This window comes from Flavobacterium sp., from assembly GCF_035195345.1.
Lineage (GTDB): Bacteria > Bacteroidota > Bacteroidia > Flavobacteriales > Flavobacteriaceae > Flavobacterium.
Map to the genome: position 1 here is coordinate 931,706 of NZ_CP136574.1, position 17,937 is coordinate 949,642.

19 protein-coding genes are annotated in these 17,937 nt (G+C 32.5%); 11 read left to right on the top strand and 8 right to left on the bottom strand.

Going from position 1 to position 17,937, the window contains the following annotated elements:
• The 3 genes from RSE15_RS04460 (at nucleotide 1) to RSE15_RS04470 (ending at nucleotide 2,051) form a co-directional block, all read left to right on the top strand.
• A complete protein-coding gene (locus RSE15_RS04460; RefSeq protein WP_324069766.1) occupies nucleotides 1-282 on the top strand; it encodes an acyl-CoA-binding protein in 282 nt (93 codons plus the stop codon).
• Nucleotides 283-296: 14 nt separating this feature from the next.
• Nucleotides 297-1,070 (top strand): superoxide dismutase, encoded by a 774-nt coding sequence (locus RSE15_RS04465; protein WP_324069767.1) that lies wholly within the window; start codon nucleotides 297-299, stop codon nucleotides 1,068-1,070.
• A gap of 114 nt (nucleotides 1,071-1,184) precedes the next feature.
• Entirely contained in the window at nucleotides 1,185-2,051 is an 867-nt protein-coding gene (locus tag RSE15_RS04470) for a DUF4238 domain-containing protein (protein WP_324069768.1), read from the top strand.
• Nucleotides 2,052-2,235: 184 nt separating this feature from the next.
• Here the strand turns inward: RSE15_RS04470 and carB are convergent, their stop codons facing one another.
• Together carB and rpmH are read right to left on the bottom strand one after the other, a co-directional pair.
• Nucleotides 2,236-5,091 carry a carbamoyl-phosphate synthase large subunit gene (carB, locus tag RSE15_RS04475; RefSeq protein ID WP_324069769.1) on the bottom strand — a complete coding sequence of 952 codons (2,856 nt, stop codon included), beginning with the start codon at nucleotides 5,089-5,091 and terminating at the stop codon, nucleotides 2,236-2,238.
• A 172-nt stretch (nucleotides 5,092-5,263) separates the two neighbouring features.
• Nucleotides 5,264-5,425 carry a 50S ribosomal protein L34 gene (gene rpmH, locus RSE15_RS04480; protein WP_007136275.1) on the bottom strand — a complete coding sequence of 54 codons (162 nt, stop codon included), beginning with the start codon at nucleotides 5,423-5,425 and terminating at the stop codon, nucleotides 5,264-5,266.
• 168 nt (nucleotides 5,426-5,593) lie between these two features.
• Here rpmH and RSE15_RS04485 point away from each other — a divergent pair, with 168 nt between their 5' ends.
• Nucleotides 5,594-6,109 (top strand): DUF2892 domain-containing protein, encoded by a 516-nt coding sequence (locus RSE15_RS04485; RefSeq protein ID WP_324069771.1) that lies wholly within the window; start codon nucleotides 5,594-5,596, stop codon nucleotides 6,107-6,109.
• Nucleotides 6,110-6,162: 53 nt separating this feature from the next.
• On the opposite strand, the gene RSE15_RS04490 is transcribed toward RSE15_RS04485, so the two are convergent.
• From RSE15_RS04490 to RSE15_RS04500, 3 genes are read right to left on the bottom strand one after another with little or no spacing between them, the layout of a single operon-like run.
• Entirely contained in the window at nucleotides 6,163-6,531 is a 369-nt protein-coding gene (locus RSE15_RS04490) for a sulfite exporter TauE/SafE family protein (RefSeq protein ID WP_324070405.1), read from the bottom strand.
• 10 nt (nucleotides 6,532-6,541) lie between these two features.
• On the bottom strand, nucleotides 6,542-7,432 hold the full coding sequence (locus RSE15_RS04495) for a transglycosylase SLT domain-containing protein (protein WP_324069772.1): 891 nt from the start codon (nucleotides 7,430-7,432) through the stop codon (nucleotides 6,542-6,544).
• A 7-nt stretch (nucleotides 7,433-7,439) separates the two neighbouring features.
• Nucleotides 7,440-8,099 carry an alpha/beta hydrolase family protein gene (locus RSE15_RS04500; RefSeq protein WP_324069773.1) on the bottom strand — a complete coding sequence of 220 codons (660 nt, stop codon included), beginning with the start codon at nucleotides 8,097-8,099 and terminating at the stop codon, nucleotides 7,440-7,442.
• Nucleotides 8,100-8,150: 51 nt separating this feature from the next.
• Here RSE15_RS04500 and RSE15_RS04505 point away from each other — a divergent pair, with 51 nt between their 5' ends.
• Nucleotides 8,151-8,432: a GNAT family N-acetyltransferase gene (locus RSE15_RS04505; protein ID WP_133610790.1), complete on the top strand. Its 282-nt coding sequence runs from the start codon at nucleotides 8,151-8,153 to the stop codon at nucleotides 8,430-8,432.
• Nucleotides 8,433-8,473: 41 nt separating this feature from the next.
• Here the strand turns inward: RSE15_RS04505 and mtaB are convergent, their stop codons facing one another.
• Nucleotides 8,474-9,802: a tRNA (N(6)-L-threonylcarbamoyladenosine(37)-C(2))-methylthiotransferase MtaB gene (gene mtaB, locus RSE15_RS04510; RefSeq protein WP_324069774.1), complete on the bottom strand. Its 1,329-nt coding sequence runs from the start codon at nucleotides 9,800-9,802 to the stop codon at nucleotides 8,474-8,476.
• 344 nt (nucleotides 9,803-10,146) lie between these two features.
• Here mtaB and RSE15_RS04515 point away from each other — a divergent pair, with 344 nt between their 5' ends.
• The gene (locus tag RSE15_RS04515; RefSeq protein WP_324069775.1) at nucleotides 10,147-10,419 is read left to right on the top strand and encodes a hypothetical protein; all 273 of its coding nucleotides are present in this window, start codon (nucleotides 10,147-10,149) and stop codon (nucleotides 10,417-10,419) included.
• Between the two features lies 1 nt (nucleotide 10,420).
• On the opposite strand, the gene RSE15_RS04520 is transcribed toward RSE15_RS04515, so the two are convergent.
• A complete protein-coding gene (locus RSE15_RS04520; RefSeq protein WP_324069776.1) occupies nucleotides 10,421-11,596 on the bottom strand; it encodes a GlmU family protein in 1,176 nt (391 codons plus the stop codon).
• A gap of 141 nt (nucleotides 11,597-11,737) precedes the next feature.
• Nucleotides 11,738-11,989 carry a type B 50S ribosomal protein L31 gene (locus RSE15_RS04525; RefSeq protein WP_026724762.1) on the bottom strand — a complete coding sequence of 84 codons (252 nt, stop codon included), beginning with the start codon at nucleotides 11,987-11,989 and terminating at the stop codon, nucleotides 11,738-11,740.
• A gap of 228 nt (nucleotides 11,990-12,217) precedes the next feature.
• Between RSE15_RS04525 and RSE15_RS04530 the strand changes: the two genes are divergently transcribed.
• Genes RSE15_RS04530 through RSE15_RS04550 form a run of 5 tightly spaced genes read left to right on the top strand, consistent with a single transcriptional unit; the run spans nucleotide 12,218 to nucleotide 17,810 of the window.
• On the top strand, nucleotides 12,218-12,745 hold the full coding sequence (locus RSE15_RS04530) for a DUF4199 domain-containing protein (RefSeq protein WP_324069777.1): 528 nt from the start codon (nucleotides 12,218-12,220) through the stop codon (nucleotides 12,743-12,745).
• A 4-nt stretch (nucleotides 12,746-12,749) separates the two neighbouring features.
• On the top strand, nucleotides 12,750-13,703 hold the full coding sequence (locus RSE15_RS04535) for a glycosyltransferase family 2 protein (protein ID WP_324069778.1): 954 nt from the start codon (nucleotides 12,750-12,752) through the stop codon (nucleotides 13,701-13,703).
• Nucleotides 13,704-13,750: 47 nt separating this feature from the next.
• Complete coding sequence (locus RSE15_RS04540; RefSeq protein ID WP_324069779.1) at nucleotides 13,751-14,248, top strand: ORF6N domain-containing protein; 498 nt, start codon at nucleotides 13,751-13,753, stop codon at nucleotides 14,246-14,248.
• Between the two features lie 4 nt (nucleotides 14,249-14,252).
• Nucleotides 14,253-15,980 (top strand): phospho-sugar mutase, encoded by a 1,728-nt coding sequence (locus RSE15_RS04545; RefSeq protein WP_324069780.1) that lies wholly within the window; start codon nucleotides 14,253-14,255, stop codon nucleotides 15,978-15,980.
• Nucleotides 15,981-17,810 (top strand): ABC transporter ATP-binding protein, encoded by a 1,830-nt coding sequence (locus RSE15_RS04550; RefSeq protein WP_324069781.1) that lies wholly within the window; start codon nucleotides 15,981-15,983, stop codon nucleotides 17,808-17,810.
• Nucleotides 17,811-17,937 lie beyond the last annotated feature (127 nt).

The window sequence follows — 17,937 nt, forward strand, 5'->3', positions numbered from 1 at the left end:
ATGAACGAAAAGGATATTAATACGTTATTTGACGAAGCATTTGCTAACGCACAATTGATTCCGCAAGAATCTGTGCCACAGGACATGCAATTAATATTGTATGGTTTATATAAACAAGCTACCTCAGAAACTACAAACCCTTTATTGTTTCAAAATCCACAAGATATTCGAAATGCATTCAAATTAAATGCTTGGATGCAAGTCAAACATCTAAAACCAGATGATGCTAAAGCTGAATACATTAATATCATCAACAAACTGCTGAAAGAACGTAATTTATAATACGTATTACCACAATGAAAAAGTCACTATTGATTTGGGCTTGCATCACATTTATGATGACGAGCTGCAAAAAGGAAAACGAATTAGAAGAAGTTAAAATTCCAGATCCTGAAGTAGAAACTAAAATTTCGGCCTTGGGAAATCCTGCAGATGTAAAGATTACCGAAGGTGGTATTTTTCAAATGAAAGGACTAAAATATGCATATGATGATTTGGAACCACACATCGATGGTCGTACCATGGAAATTCATTATTCTAAACATCATTTGGGTTACGCAAATAAATTAAATAAGGCAGTAATTGGTACTGATTTAGAATTAAAAACCGTTGAAGAAATTCTTAAGAACTTAGACGCAAACAATAAAGAAATCCGAAACAACGCAGGTGGTTATTACAACCATAATTTATTTTTCGAAATTTTAAATCCAAAAGGGGGTGGTACTCCAACTGGCGCACTTGCCGAAGCCATTACCGCAGAATTAGGTTCATTTGACAACTTACAAAAACAATTAACCGATGCCGCCGCAGGACAATTTGGAAGTGGCTGGGCTTGGCTAGTAGTTACAAGAGATGGGAAATTAGCCGTAACTAGCACCGCCAACCAAGACAACCCATTAATGCCAAACGCAGAGGTAAGAGGTACGCCTATCTTAGCAATTGACGTTTGGGAACACGCCTACTACTTAAATTACCAAAACAAACGCAACGAATATTTAACCGCTATTTTCAACGTAATCGATTGGAATGTAGTGAATATTAAATACGAAACGGCGATTAGTAAGATTTAATTGGTAGATTATTTTTGAAAAAGTAAAACTGATTTTATCATGCATATATAACCAAAATTGGTTAGCTGTTGTATGATAGTGTCACATATATAAATGAGTTATGCGATAGTAGTTATGAGCGTACCAAAAAATCATCATATAATCTCAAAAGTTCATATTAAGAATTTTTTCAACAAAAGTGAAGGTAAAATCTATATCTATGATAAATTTGAAAAAAATATATTCTTTAAAACTACGTTGAAATCTCTTTTTAGTGAACAATACTCCAATTCAAGATTTTCAGATGGGGAAATTGATCACGAAACATTAGAAAAAGAGTTAAATGATTTTTTTGAAAAAGACTTTGCAAAAAACGTTTCAATAGTTCAACAATTTATTTCGAATAACAATCAAAATGAAGAAATAATTAATGCTTTACTATATTTCGTTAAATATGGTATTATTGCAGAAATGCGTACACCAAAGCATAAAAAAGAAATGGATGAAGCCATTTTTGGGTCATTAAAAGGTTTAAGCGAAATGTTTGCACCAGAATTAAAAGCTGATTTTGAAAAATCAATAGAATTTCAAAACCATGTAAAATATAGCAATTTGATAAGCTACTTAGAAATTGCTGATGAAGTTTTGGAAAAGATGGGAGATTTGAGATACGAAATTTTAGTTGCAGATAAATTTAATTATTTTTTTATTCCAGATTTTGGAGCAGCAACTCAAAGAGATAAAATAAACGAATACTTCAATCCAGAAATAAAAGAGATTGCTTATGTCGGTTTAGCCTTAACAAGTAAAATTTTTATTAATTTTTTTTCAACAAAACTATATAAAAACAAACCTTTACCATCATCGACAATAATTCATTGCGACTTCAATACTGTAGAATACTACAACCGTCTAAATCTTAGATACTGTCAATGCAAAGTGGCGTCTGAAAATCAAGAATATTTGAAAGACTTTGTTAGAAGAAATTCTACCATCTCATAACAGACCTAATTATTGCACAACTAGCATTTTCTCAAAACAATCTACAAAAACATGAAAATTCACTTGCTATTAATAGCGTCACACTCGTGAAAACAAGCTAAATTTATAAAACCCAATGGTCACGAGCATGATGTTCGCGCCAGCCTATAAAAAAATCCCAATCTTTCGATTGGGATTTTTAGTATTACTTCGTTAAGTACATTTTTCTTCTCGCGTATAAATCATAGAATTGATCATCTTTTAAATCATCTATGAATAAGATGCTTTCTCCGGTTGATTTCATTTCTGGTCCTAATGCTTTGTTTACATTCGGGAATTTACTGAAAGAGAAAACGGGCTGCTTAATCGCATATCCTTTTAATTGTGGATTGAAAGTAAAATCAGTTACTTTATTATGACCTAACATTACTTTAGTTGCATAATTTACATACGGTTCGCCATACGCTTTTGCAATAAATGGCACCGTACGAGAAGCTCTTGGATTCGCTTCAATAATATACACTGTATCGTCTTTTATCGCAAACTGAATATTTATTAAACCTACGGTTTGTAGTGCTCTTGCGATTTTTTCGGTGTGGTCTTTGATTTGTTGCATTACAAATTCACCCAAGTTAAACGGAGGCAAAGTCGCATTACTATCGCCCGAGTGAACTCCACAAGGTTCGATGTGTTCCATAATTCCTATGATGTACACATTTCCATCGGCATCACAAATAGCATCAGCTTCAGCTTCGATAGCACCATCTAAATAATGATCTAATAGTAATTTATTTCCTGGAATCGATTTTAATAAATCAATTACATGCTCTTCTAATTCTTGTTTGTTGATGACAATTTTCATTCCTTGTCCACCTAATACATACGAAGGACGCACTAATAATGGGAAATCTAAACTATCTGCTAATTTTGTTGCTTCTTCAGCACTTTCTGCAATTCCAAATTGTGGAAACGGAATATTTAATTCGGTTAATAAATCTGAGAAACGCCCTCTATCTTCGGCTAAATCCAAAGCATCGAATGAAGTTCCTAAAATTTTAATTCCGTATTTGGCTAATTTTTCTGCTAATTTCAAGGCAGTTTGACCACCTAGCTGAACGATAACACCTTCTGGTTTTTCGTGTTGGATGATATCGTAAATATGTTCCCAAAAAACAGGTTCGAAATACAATTTATCTGCCGTATCAAAATCGGTAGAAACCGTTTCTGGATTACAGTTAATCATAATCGTTTCATAACCACATTCTTTAGCGGCTAAAACACCGTGAACACATGAATAATCAAACTCAATTCCTTGCCCAATTCTATTTGGTCCCGAACCTAAAACGACTACTTTTTTCTTATCGGTAACAATACTCTCGTTGTGAACGTATTTAGTTCCATCTGCTTTTTCAATTTCAGCTTCAAAAGTCGAGTAGAAATATGGTGTTACTGCTTTAAATTCTGCCGCACACGTATCTACTAATTTGTAAACACGTTTGATATTTTGTTCTTCACGTAATTTATGTACTTGACTTTCCAAACAACCCATCATGTGCGCAATTTGGCGGTCTCCATATCCTTTTTGTTTCGCTTCTAACAGCAATTCTCTTGGTAACGTATCTACTTTATAATTCGAAATTTCTCTTTCTAAATGGAATAATTCTTCATATTGTTTTAAGAACCACATGTCGATTTTAGTAATTTCGTGGATTCTTGAAAGGGGAATTCCCATCGCAATGGCGTCATAGATTACAAAAACTCTGTCCCAACTCGCGAAAGTTAATTTTTCAATGATTTGTTCGTAGTTTTTATAACCTTTTCCGTCTGCTCCTAACCCATTACGTTTGATTTCTAAAGACTGAGTAGCCTTGTGAAGCGCTTCTTGGAACGAACGCCCAATTCCCATCACTTCTCCTACCGATTTCATTTGAAGTCCTAACGTACGGTCTGAACCTTCAAATTTATCGAAGTTCCATCTTGGTATTTTTACGATTACATAATCCAACGTTGGTTCAAATAAAGCCGAAGTAGATTTTGTAATTTGATTTTGTAATTCATCTAAATTGTATCCTAAAGCTAATTTTGTAGCAATTTTAGCAATTGGATAACCCGTTGCTTTTGAAGCTAATGCCGAAGAACGAGAAACACGTGGATTGATTTCAATTGCTACAATATCTTCTTTATCATCTGGTGAAACTGCGAATTGTACGTTACAACCTCCCGCAAAATTTCCGATAGAGCGCATCATTAAAATCGCCATATCACGCATTTTTTGGAATGTTGTATCCGATAAAGTCATCGCAGGTGCTACTGTAATCGAATCTCCAGTATGAATTCCCATTGGGTCCATATTTTCAATCGTACAGATGATAACTACGTTGTCGTTACTATCGCGTAATAATTCTAATTCGTATTCTTTCCAACCCATTAAAGCCTTATCAATCAAGACTTCGTGAATTGGAGAAGCTTCTAAACCATAAGTTAAAGCACCATCAAAATCTTCTTTTTTGTACACAATTGCAGCTCCAGTTCCTCCTAATGTAAACGAAGGACGAATTACTAGAGGAAAACCAAATTCTTGCTCAATTTCTTTACCTTGCAAGAAAGAATTAGCCGTTTTTGCAGGAGCTTGAGGAATTCCAATCTTATTTAATAAGTTTTTGAATTGCTCTCTATCTTCGGTAATGTTAATCGCATTGATGTCAACACCTATTAAACGTACGTCAAAATCTTTCCAAATCCCTTTTTCATCTGCTTCAATACAAAGATTTAAAGCAGTTTGTCCACCCATTGTTGGTAAAACAGCATCAATTTGTGGATGTGCTTTAAGGATTTCTATGATTGATTTTGTAGTCAGTGGTTTTAAATAAACATGATCGGCCATTGAGGGGTCGGTCATAATCGTTGCTGGATTTGAGTTAATTAAGATAACTTCAATTCCTTCCTCACGAAGAGAACGAGCCGATTGTGAACCTGCGTAGTCAAATTCGCAAGCTTGACCAATAACAATAGGTCCTGATCCAATAATTAATACCGATTTGATTGTGGTGTCTTTAGGCATTGTGTTGTTGTTTTGTTGTTGTGGGTTGTAGTTATTTAAAGTTCATAAAGTTACTAATTTTCAAAGGATTACGTTAAACACACTTTAAAACTTATCTAAATTTTATAAACAGTTTAAAAAAAAGCCGCTACTAATAAAAGTAACGGCTGATATATTGTTTTAAGCTAAAACATTATTTTTTGTGTCTTGGCTCACAAGAAACAGTCAATTTGTGTCTTCCTTTAGCTCTTCTACGAGCAAGCACTTTTCTTCCATTAGCAGAAGCCATTCTATCCATGAAACCGTGCTTATTTCTTCTTTTTCTTTTTGATGGTTGAAACGTTCTCTTACTCATTGTAGTATCTTTTAAAATCTATAAATAAAAATCTTTTTTAAAACTCATAGGTTTCCTGTCCTGAAAACCGAGTGCAAATATACAAAGACTTTTTTCATTCGCAAGTACTTTTTTAAAAATATTTTTAATTCATTTTATTATCTTTGTACGCAACAAAAATACATTAAAATGTTTCACAAAAATATCAAATTAGTTTTAGCCGCTTTAATTATTGCCTTTGGAATTTATCAATTTACTGAAAACAATATAGGTAATGGAATTTTTTTAATTCTATTTTCTACAATTTTCATATTCTTATACTTTAAAAATGAGTTTATTTTATTAGCTTTTTTAAAATTAAGAAAGCAAGATTTCCCAGGAGCTCAAAAATGGTTATCACACATTAAAAACCCTGAAGCTGCTTTAGTACAAAAACAACAAGGGTATTTCAATTATCTTCATGGATTAATGGTTTCGCAAACTAATTTAAACGAGGCGGAACGTTATTTTAAAAAAGCAATCGCATTAGGTTTATCAATGGATCAAGATTTAGCCTTAGCTAAATTACAACTTGCTGGTATTGCTATGACTCGTAGAAGAAAAATTGAAGCTACTAATTTATTAAATGAGGCCAAAAAATTAGATAAGCAAAATATGCTTAAAGATCAGATTAAAATGATGAAAGATCAAATGAAAAAAATGTAACTGATTTCATTTATTATATAAGAAAGCACCTTTAGAGGTGCTTTCTTATATAACTATTTTCCTAAAAGCATCTTTCCTGCAATCAATAAAAGAATAAATCCAAATACTTTTTTTAGCATTTTTTGATCTAAACTAACGGCCATTTTACTTCCAAAATAACCTCCAATAACAAAGAAAACAGCTATTATTCCAACATAACGCCAATCGATATAGCCTTCTTTATGATAAGTATACACTGCAATTGCCGTAACCGGAACCACTAAAACCGCTAAACTTGTACCTTGCGCTTGATGTTGGTTAAACCCTAACAACAAAACCAACAAAGGCACCATAACAACACCTCCGCCTACTCCAACTAATCCGCTTAGAATTCCAGCTAGAACACCTATTAATACCAAAGAGAGAACTACTTGAATATCCATTTGGCGCTTATTATTTGTTATATCCTGAAGTTGGGATTTCGATTTCATATTTTTTACCTGTTGTAACTGTTAACTTTTTGTCTCTCAACCAAGGATTGTGAATTTTTAAAATTTTATAATTTACTCCTTGTGTTTTAGCAAATTTTGCCAAATCAGTAATAGAAGAATCAATTACAATCTTTTTTGTTGGAACAGAATAATAAAGCGCTTCATTAGGAATGCTAAATCCATACTTTTGCGATTTTGACATAATTTCTTTTAAAGCTAAAATTCGGAAAACATAACGTGAAGTTTCTTCTGTAAGCAACAAATCATAATAATCTGACACTTCTTGCTCTTCCATTTTTCTAGAAATACCGTTCATTCCACCATTGTAAGAAGCTGCCGCTAATGTCCATGAACCAAATTTTTCTTTAGCACTTACTAAATATTTACAAGCCGCTTCCGTTGATTTTTCTAGATGATAGCGTTCATCTACCTCATCACTTATCTCCATTCCTTTTTCTTTAGCTGTAGCAGGCATAAATTGCCAAACTCCTCTTGCTCCTGCTGGCGAAACAGCATTTACTAAACTACTTTCAATTACGGCCAAATATTTAAAATCATCTGGAACTCCGTATTTTGCCAAAATGGGTTCAATAATTGGAAACACTTTATTGGCGCGTTTGATTACCAAAGTGGTATTGGTATGATAATTCATATTGGTAATCATCTCTTTATCCAATCGCTCCTGAACATCCGCCATAAAAGTTGGCACTTCTTCTCCCGCAAAATCCATCTTTAAGTTATAGCCCACGGGAGCATATTTTGTATTATCCGATACTACTCCATAAATAAAAAAACTTCCTAAAGTTGCAATTAATACTATAATTACTCCTTTTCTTGTCAATACCTTTTTCATCATTTTATTATTTTAGTATTAATTGTGGCAAATTTTCATTGAACCACTTAAACTTATTGATAATCATAATATGTGTTCCTCCTTTTATAACGATGCAGTTCTCTATATTTTTGATTGGAAAAACCTCATCTGCATCTCCGTGAATGTGGATTACTGATTCATTTCCTTTTTTTTGGTTCCAACACAAAATAGTCTCAATAGCCCAATCTAAATATTGTTTGTCCCTAACCGATAAATATTTTTCGTACAACTTTATTCGTTTGGCTACAATATTATCTCCAAATGCATATTTAACTAATTTTTCTATATCCGCCAAAAGTTGGGTTGGAATTAACTTATAAGCTTTAGTCGTTTTTGCTACTTTAAAACGCGATGGAAATTCGGAATTCGATTTTACACTTGAAATAATAATTACTTTCTGCGTTTTAATATGCTTTGCGATTTCTTGTACCAAAACACCTCCAAAAGAAACCCCTACCAAAACCGGATTTTCATCTTGAATTTTTTCCGTCATTCGAAGGGCATAACTTTCGATACTCTCTTTATCATTAGGCAAAAACCATTCCAAAAAGTGCATTTCAAATTGATCTTCTGGTAATTTTATATTTTCGAAAATTGTTGGGCTAGCTGCCAAACCAGGCATAAAATAAACTGGAATCTTACTCATTACCATTATTTTAAAAAAGTTTCGTAAATTTGCATTCTAATTGAAGTTATCATGGAAATCAAAGATAATGAACTTTTAAGACAATTTGAAATTATTACTGAAACTGGTTTAGTAGCAATTGAGTATTCTGTACAAGAACGCAAGCTATTTTTAACCAAATTTTGTAACAATAACAATGAAGATGAAGAGTTACATCATGAATTTATTAAAACCGTACTAGAACTTGCTGAAGAACGAAAATTAAAAGTAGTGCCCACGCACGCAAAATTCATAAGTTTCTTCCGAAAAAACAGAAAATATCGAGAGCTTTTGCCTCCAGGATTGATGATTTAATTCTAAAAAAAATCCCAAGTTTAATAGACTTGGGATTTTTTTTATGCTTCAACGTTTATGAATTCCATTCTTACACTTCCGTCTTCATCAATTTTTGTTAATTGAATATCATGAAGTGTATTGACTAATTCTGGATTCCAAGGTGTTTTTACTTTTACGTAATTTTCGGTAAAACCGTGAATATAGCCTTCTTTATTTTCGCTTTCAAATAAAACCGTTCTGTTGGTTCCAATTTGACTTTCATAAAACGCTCTTCTTTTCTTAACTGAAAGTCCACGTAGCATTTTACTTCTTTTTGAGCGCACATTAGCTGGTACTACTCCTTCCATTTCAACCGCTTCTGTATTATCTCTTTCTGAATAGGTAAAGACATGTAAATAGGAAATATCCAAATCATTTAAGAAATGATAGGTTTCTAAGAAATGCTCATCCGTTTCACCAGGAAAACCAACAATTACATCCACTCCAATACAAGCATGCGACATTACTTCACGAATTTTAGCTACACGTTCAGTATACAATTCACGCATGTAGCGACGCTTCATTTTCTTTAAAATATCATTAGAACCCGATTGTAATGGAATATGAAAATGCGGCACAAATGTTCGGCTTTGCGATACGAATTCAATAGTTTCATTTTTAAGTAAATTAGGTTCGATCGAAGAAATACGTAAACGCTCGATACCTTCCACTTCATCCAAAGCTTTTACTAAATCTAAGAAAGTGTGTTCGTGTTTTTTATTTCCGAATTCACCTTTTCCGTAATCGCCAATATTTACACCTGTAAGAACAATCTCTTTAATGCCTTGATTTGAAATTTCGGAAGCATTTTTTAATACATTTTCCAAGGCGTCACTTCGAGAAATTCCGCGAGCCAATGGTATCGTACAATACGTACATTTATAATCGCAACCGTCTTGCACTTTTAAGAAAGCACGTGTTCTGTCACCAATTGAATAACTTCCTACATAAAAATCAGCTTCTTCGATTTCGCATGAATGTACTTCACCCATATCGTTTTTAGACAAATCATTAATGTAATCGGTGATTTTGAATTTTTCTGTAGCTCCTAAAACCAAATCTACTCCATCCACTGCGGCAAGTTCTTCTGGTTTTAATTGGGCATAACAACCAACTGCTGCAACAAACGCTTTATCATTCAATTTCATTGCTTTTTTAACAATCTGTTTGAATTGTTTATCTGCATTATCCGTAACCGAACAAGTGTTGATTACATAAATATCGGCAATTTCTTCAAAATCTACACGTTCAAAACCCTCGTTTTGAAAATCGCGTGCAATAGTTGATGTTTCTGAGAAGTTCAATTTGCATCCTAAAGTATAGAACGCTACTTTTTTCTTGTTTTCCATAAGTAATACTCAATTAATGAAATCGTTGTCAAAAAATTGAGAGTGCAAATTTACAGACAAATTAACAATAATTTAAATAGAATTGAATATTTTAAATTATAAGCATAAAACAAAGGCTTAAAAGTACATTAAGCCTTTGTTTTTGATTCTTATATCCCCCCCTACAGAACTAAAAATCTATCTTATGGTGTAAATGTATAAACAATTCCGAATGTACCTGCATGACTTTTAATAACTGTAGGGTTTTTGGTAATAAGTGTATAAGATTACAACTATAAACGTATAATCTTAAAAAAATGTAACTTTTACCTAATATTAACGTATAATTAAAAAATAAAAAAGATATGGCAGGAGAAGGATCAATGATTCAAGCTATAAAAAGCTTAGCTTACAATAAATCTTTAAGAGGCAATCACAATCGATCAAGTTGGAAAGATTATAAAATTAAAAATGAAAAACCCATAGAAGATCATATTAAAGCAACACCTGAATTATTAGAAGAGATAAGGTCTCGAATACAAATTGAAAATAAAAAAAGAAAGAAACAAGAATTACTTTTCTTGCTTCTCTCTTTTATAATACTATTTGCAACTTTGTATTTACTTAATAAGCTGTAATTTACTCTTTTCTATACTTTTTAGTTTCTTCGAAAACGTGCTCTAAAATTTTAGCATCCTCTTCAGTGAATTCCACATGACGGCGGCTCATTACAATTTTAGCAGTTTCGAAAGCTTTTTTGGTAATATAGGTTGTAAATCCTGAAGCACCTCCCCATGAGAAACTCGGCACAAAATTTCTAGGAAAACCTGAACCAAAAATATTCGTAGAAACACCTACAACAGTTCCCGTATTAAACATTGTATTGATGCCACATTTACTGTGATCACCCATCATTAATCCGCAAAATTGCAAACCTGTTTTGGCAAAACCTTCGGTTTCATAACTCCACAAACGTACTTCTTCATAATTATTTTTTAAATTGGAATTATTAGAATCGGCACCTATATTGCACCACTCCCCTAAAACAGAATTTCCTAAAAATCCATCGTGACCTTTATTAGAATATCCGAAAAGAACCGAATTATTTACTTCTCCACCAATACGACAATGTGGCCCCACAGTAGTTGCTCCGTACACCTTAGTTCCCAATTTAACTTGTGCTTCTTCACACAAAGCAAATGGACCTCTAATAACAGAACCTTCCATGATTTCGGCATTTTTTCCGATATAAATTGGACCTGTTGACGCATTTAAAGTAACAAACTCTAATTTAGCACCTTCTTCAATAAAAATGTTTTCTGGCGCTATAACATTAATGCTTTTTGGAATAGGCTGAGAAAATCTATCTTCTGTCAAAAGTTCAAAATCTTCTCGAATAGCTGCGTCATTTTTCGCAAAAATATCCCAAGTATTTTCTATTCTTAGCACTTCTCCCTCGTATTCAATTAGCTCATATTCGTCAAAATCAACTTCATCTTGGGTGTCATTGGTGTAAAAAGCAATAATTTCTTCTCCAAAAAGAATAGCTTCTTTAGTATTCAAATTTTGAACCATATCTACCAAAATTGGATTGGGCAAAAATGACGCATTTATCATTATGTTTTGTTCCATTTCAACCATTGGATATTTTTCCATCAAATATTCTTCTGTTAAAGAAGTGGTTGTGGTTCCAAGATATTTTTCCCATTTTTCACGAATGGTTAAAATCCCAACACGAATATCGGCAACTGGACGAGTAAAAGTAAACGGAAGTAACGCATTGCGAACGGTTCCATCAAATAGTATATAGTTCATATTTTATTATTTTGTTGAGGCAAGCCATTGACTTATCTGTACTTTTAATTTTTATTAGATTATAAATTCAAAAATACAATTTATTCCACAAAAAAAGCCTCACCTAAGTGAAGCTTTTCTATATTTTGAAAAAACAAAAAATTATTTTGCTTTTTTAGCGTATTTGCTGTTGAATTTATCGATACGACCTGCAGTATCAATAAGTTTAGATTTACCTGTGTAAAAAGGGTGAGACGTTCTAGAAATCTCCATTTTGAAAACTGGATACTCAACACCTTCATGAGTAATAGTTTCTTTTGTTTCTACTGTAGATTTAGTAATAAAAACATCTTCATTTGACATGTCTTTAAAAGCAACTAATCTGTAATTTTCTGGATGAATACCTTTTTTCATTTTGTAAATCTTTTTTATTAAGCGATTATAACTTGTTTCGCGGCTCTACATTAAAAGAGGTGTAAACAATTTATAACCTTTTGGTTTATAAACTTTTTATTTCAGAGCGCAAAATTACATTTAATTTTTAATTTACCAATGTTTCTGTAACTTTTTTTTATTTTTTATCTCTAATAGAGTAACGAGAAGAATTCTTATATTTGTAAATTAATTAAACCAAAACAAACTATGAACGAAATTATTAAAAAAAACGGAATTAAATTTGGAGTAATCAGTGGATTATTTAGCATTTTTTATTTTTTGGCTTTGTATATTGTTGATTACAAGCTTTTTATTAATATTTGGTTGGGCATTGCAGTTTTATTAGCTTTCCTTGCTATTGGAATTTTTCAGTTATCTGAATTAAGAAAAAATTTAGGTGGATTTATGACATTTAAAGAAGGATTTACTGGATATTTTATTTCGGCTTTAATTGGAATATTAATTTCTACTGGATTTTCAATACTCTTATTTAATTTTATTGATACAGAAACCAGAGATTTAATCCATGAAGAACTTATAACTTTTCAAGTTGAAAATCTGCAAAAATGGAACGTTCCAGCAGGAGAAATTAAAAAAGTTGTTGAAGGTATGAAAGAAACACCTCAATTTTCTATTACAGGTCTTCTATATGGCGTATTAAAATCATTATTAGGTTCAATAGTTTTTGGATTAATTTTAGCTGCCATCTTCAAAAAAAATAAACCTGTATTCTAAATCAATGAATTTATCCATAGTTATCCCCTTATTAAACGAACAAGAATCGTTACCTGAATTACACCAATGGATTGTGAAAGTGATGCAAAGTCATAACTATTCATACGAAATCCTTTTTATTGATGATGGTAGTACCGATGCTTCTTGGCAAACTATTTCACAACTTTCAAGTGAAAACCCAAATGTAAAAGGCATTCGTTTTCTTAGAAATTACGGAAAATCACAAGCGTTACATGCTGGTTTTGTCAAAGCACAAGGCGATGTTATTATCACTATGGATGCTGATTTACAAGATAGTCCAGACGAAATCCCAGAGTTATTTCGCTTAATTACAGAAGATAAATATGACTTGATTTCGGGTTGGAAGAAAAAACGCTACGATTCGGTTGTGGCAAAAAATATTCCGTCAAAATTATTCAATTGGGCAGCTCGAAAAACATCGGGTGTTCATTTAAACGATTTTAATTGTGGATTAAAAGCCTATAAAAATATCGTTATTAAGAATATAGAAGTTTCGGGTGAAATGCACCGTTACATTCCAGTTTTAGCAAAAAATGCTGGTTTTGGAAAAATCGGTGAAAAAATTGTAATCCATCAAGCTAGAAAATACGGAAATTCTAAATTTGGAATGAGCCGCTTTATCAATGGTTTCTTAGATTTAATTACCATTTGGTTTTTATCAACTTTCGGAAAAAGACCAATGCACCTTTTCGGATTATTAGGTTCTATCATGTTTATCATTGGATTTTTATTCGCTTTCTATTTAGGAATCGATAAATTATTCATCAACACCTCAGGAAGATTAATAACCGAGAGACCTCAGTTTTACTTATCATTAACTGCAATGTTAATAGGAACACAATTATTCTTAGCCGGATTTTTAGGTGAAATTATCCTAAGAACCAAAAACAACGAAGAACGCTATAAGATTAGTGAAGAGTTGGGAGTTGGGAGTTGAGAGTTGAAAGTGAAATAGAATTATTAACCATTTAAATTATATACGCCATGCAAAAATTAGAGATTATTACACAAAAAATTCATGAAATTAGAGGTTATAAAATAATGTTAGATTTTGATCTTGCAGAACTTTATGAAACTGAAACAAGAATTTTAAAACAAGCCGTAAGAAGAAATATTGAACGATTTCCTGATGATTTTATGTTTGAACTTACAAAAGAAGAATTCGACAATTTGAGGTCACAAATTGTGACCTCAAGTTACGGTGGAACAAGATATATGCCTTTTGCATTTACTGAACAAGGTGTTGCCATGTTGTCTTCAGTATTAAATTCAAAGAAAGCAATTGAAGTCAATATTGCAATTATGAGAACTTTTGTAGTGCTTAGAAATTCAATTTTGTCTTTGGAAGAAATCACAAATAGAGTTTCAGAAATTGAACAACAGTTTCCTGAAATATACAAAGCTTTAAATTATCTGATGGACACCCATCAGAAAAATATAGAACAAAAAGAAAGAAGCAAAATTGGCTTCAAAAAGAAATAAGATTATGCACATCGAACAAAGTATTTTAAATAAAGTAAACGAGTGGTTAACTCCTACTTTTGACAATGCAACTCAAAACGCAATCAAAGAAATGATGACTTCGGCTCCTAAAGAGTTGGAAGAAAGTTTCTATAAAAATTTAGAGTTTGGAACGGGCGGAATGCGCGGTGTTATGGGTGTTGGAACCAACCGTATCAATAAATATACGTTAGGAAAAAACACACAAGGTCTATCAAACTATTTGCAAAAATCGTTTCCAAACGAGCCTTTAAAAGTAGCTATTGCTTATGATTGTCGTCACAATAGTGATAAGTTGGCAAAAGTGGTAGCAGATGTTTTTTCAGCAAACGGAATCCACGTGTATTTGTTTTCAGATATGCGACCAACGCCAGAATTATCCTTTGCAGTTCGTTATTTGAATTGCCATGCTGGAATTGTATTGACAGCTTCTCACAACCCACCAGAATACAACGGATACAAAGTATATTGGCAAGATGGAGGTCAATTAGTTCCACCTCAAGATGCTGAAATTATTAAAGTAATCGAAGATTTAAAATACAGCGAAATTAAGTTCGAAGCAAATAACAATTTAATCGAATATATTGACACCAAAGTGGACGAAGCTTTCGCCAAATCAACTATCGAAAATGCAAGTTTTAATACACCAACTGAAGCTAAAGCAAATTTAAAAATTGTATACACTTCATTGCACGGAACATCTATAAAAGCTATTCCAAATGTTTTGGCAAAAGCAGGTTATACCGATGTAAACATTGTTCCAGAACAAGCGGAACCCAATGGTGATTTTCCTACTGTAAAATCTCCAAATCCAGAAGAACCTGAAGCCTTATCTATGGCAATTGCTTTGGCTGACAAAATTGGAGCGGATATGGTTGTGGGAACGGACCCAGATTCTGACCGTTTAGGTGTTGCGGTTCGTGATTTGGATGGAAAAATCAAATTATTGAACGGAAACCAAACGATGGTAATCATGACCGCGTTCTTATTAGAACAGTGGAAACGTGCTGATAAATTCAAAGGAAATGAATTTATTGGCTCTACTATTGTTTCTACGCCAATGATGTTAGAATTAGCAGCAGCTTATGATGTGGAATGTAAAGTTGGGTTAACAGGTTTCAAATGGATTGCGAAATTCATTAAAGATTTCCCAAATCAACAATTTATAGGAGGTGGTGAAGAAAGTTTTGGATTTATGGTGGGTGATGCCGTTCGTGATAAAGATGCTGTTGCCGCTATTTTATTAGTGAGTGAAATTGCAGCGCAAGCAAAAGCTTCGGGAAGTTCGTTATATCAAGAATTATTGAATTTATATATTGATTTTGGTTGCTACAAAGAACATTTAATTTCAATTACCAAAAAAGGAATTGAAGGCGCCAATGAAATCAAACAAATGATGATTGATTTACGCGAAAATCCGCTAAAGGAAATCAACGGACAGCGTGTAATTTGTATCGAAGATTATCAAGCTTCTAAAGGAAAAGACTTCATGAACAATGAGGAATTTGAAATCCATATTCCAAAATCAAACGTATTAATTTATTATTTGGAAGACGGAAGTAAAATTTGCGCAAGACCAAGTGGTACCGAACCTAAAATTAAATTCTATTTCAGCGTAAATGGGGTTTTAGACACGATTGAAAACGCTGAATCAGTTGAAAAAGAATTGGATAACAAAATTGCAGGAATTATTTCGGCAATGAAATTAAACTAAATGGACGAAAATTTTAAAAAGATAATTCCGTTTGCAAAAAAATTCAAAGGACACATTTTTTGGAATGTGTTTTTTAATGTTTTATATGCCTTATTTAGTACACTATCATTTGTAGCACTTTTTCCTCTAATGGAAGTTTTGTTTAAAATGAACGAAGCTGTTACAGAATTGCCAAAATATACAGGAGTTTGGGAATTAGGTACATACGGAAAACAATATTTACAATTTTATATTACTAAATTATCCATAGAAAACGGACCTCAATATGCGTTATTTTTAACAGTCGCATTAGTAATTTCAACCTTTTTATTCAAAAACATATTCAACTATTTTGCATCACAACATTTAACAAAAGTAAAAAACGGCGTACTTCGTGATTTACGTGAAAAAATGTACGATAAAATTATTTCATTACCTATCTCCTACTACTCTGAAAAAAGAAAAGGGGATGTTATGGCTAGAATGTTAGGTGATGTTAATGAAGTTCAAAATTCGTTTTTCATGGTTTTGGAACTTATAGTAAAAGAGCCTTTAACGATTGTTTTTGCTATTATAGCCATGATGCGAATAAGTTTAGAATTAACACTTTTTGTTTTTATTTTTATTCCAATTTCAGGTTTTATCATTTCTAAAATTGGTAAAAGTTTAAAATCAAAATCTCAAAACGCTCAAAAGGAAAATGGTTTTTTAATTTCAGTGGTAGAAGAAAGTTTAAGCGGACTAAAAGTCGTTAAAAGTTATAATGCTGAAAGTTATTTTAAAACCATCTTCAATAATTCAATAGATCGATTGCTTCGTTTAAACAATAGCATCGGAAAGAAAAATAATTTAGCTTCTCCAATGAGCGAATTCATGGGAATAGTTACAATTGCAATACTTTTATGGTATGGTGGTAATTTGGTTTTAGTTGATAAAACATTAAATGGTGCTTTATTTATTGTGTATTTGGGATTAGCTTACAATATTTTAACTCCCGCAAAATCTATCTCTAAAGCTTCTTATGCTGTAAAAAACGGATTGGCTGCTGCGGAACGTGTATTCGAAATTTTAGAAGTTGAAAACACCATTACAGACAAACCAAATGCAATTGTAAAAGATTCTTTCAACAATAAAATCAGTATTGAGAACATCAACTTCAGTTATGCTGAAGAAAATGTGTTGAAAAACTTTTCGCTAGAAGTACCAAAAGGAAAAACGGTGGCTTTAGTTGGGCAATCGGGTTCAGGTAAAAGTACGATTGCGAATTTATTGACTCGTTTTTATGATGTTCAAGAAGGAACCGTAAAAATCGACGGAATCGATATTAAAGATATTACTTTACATTCACTTCGCGATTTGATGGGACTGGTTACACAAGATTCTATTTTATTTAATGATACCATTAAAAACAATATTCGTTTAGGCAAACAAGATGCAACTGATGAAGAAATTATTGCCGCTTTGAAAATAGCCAATGCCTACGAATTTGTAAAAGATTTACCTAACGGAATTGAAACCAACATTGGCGATGCCGGTGGAAAACTTTCGGGCGGGCAAAAACAACGTTTATCGATAGCGAGAGCGGTTTTGAAAAATCCTCCGATTATGATTTTGGATGAAGCGACTTCGGCTTTAGATACAGAAAGCGAAAAATTTGTTCAGGTTGCTTTGGAAAACATGATGCAAAATAGAACATCAATCGTAATTGCACACCGTTTATCTACCATTCAAAAAGCAGATAAGATTGTCGTAATGCAAAAAGGTGAAATTGTAGAACAAGGGACGCATGATGAATTATTGGCTATAAACGGAACGTATTCGAAATTAGTAATGATGCAGAGTTTCGAGTAAATTAGCACGCGGATGACACTGATTCGCTAAAGCGAAACGCGGATTTAAACAGATTTTTGAATTTAAACATATAAGCCAGATAAGTTTTGAAGTTGAGTATCTTTATGTATTAAGTCATTTAAGATTT